At 68.8% G+C, this 693-nt stretch carries 1 protein-coding gene; it reads right to left on the bottom strand.

The features are described from left to right. Positions 1–693 (bottom strand): hypothetical protein (locus ACWHAR_RS27495; protein WP_452088487.1); only part of this gene is annotated, 693 nt, incomplete at both ends.

Here is a 693-nt window from a genome sequence, read left to right as displayed (position 1 = left end):
TTGCCCCGGTTGCTCCCCTCGGACCGATTGCTCCCGTCGGGCCGGTTGCTCCCGTTGGGCCGGTTGCTCCCGTTGCTCCGGTTGGGCCTGTCGGACCGGTTGCTCCTGTCGGACCGGTTGCTCCTGTCGGGCCAGTTGCTCCCGTCGGACCTGTTGGGCCTGTCGCTCCGGTTGCTCCTGTTGGACCTGTTGCTCCTGTCGGGCCGGTTGCTCCTGTCGCTCCCGTTGCTCCCGTCGGGCCGGTTGCTCCCGTTGCTCCGGTTGGGCCTGTCGCTCCGGTTGCTCCCGTTGCGCCTGTCGCTCCCGTTGGACCTGTTGGGCCTGTCGCTCCGGTTGCTCCCGTTGCGCCTGTCGCTCCCGTTGGACCTGTCGGGCCGGTTGCTCCGGTTGGGCCGGTTGCGCCTGTCGCTCCGGTTGCTCCTGTCGGGCCGGTTGCTCCCGTCGGACCTGTTGCGCCTGTCGCTCCGGTTGCTCCCGTTGCTCCGGTTGCTCCTGTCGCTCCGGTTGCTCCTGTCGGGCCGGTTGCTCCCGTTGCTCCTGTTGGACCTGTTGCTCCCGTTGGACCTGTCGGGCCGGTTGCTCCCGTTGCTCCTGTTGGACCTGTTGCCCCTGTCGCTCCGGTTGCTCCCGTCGGACCTGTTGGGCCTGTCGCTCCGGTTGCTCCCGTCGGGCCGATTGCTCCAGTTGGGCCTG

This window comes from Bacillus sp. LR--39 (genome assembly GCF_053613335.1).
This window is presented reverse-complemented; position numbering and strand designations above follow the sequence as displayed.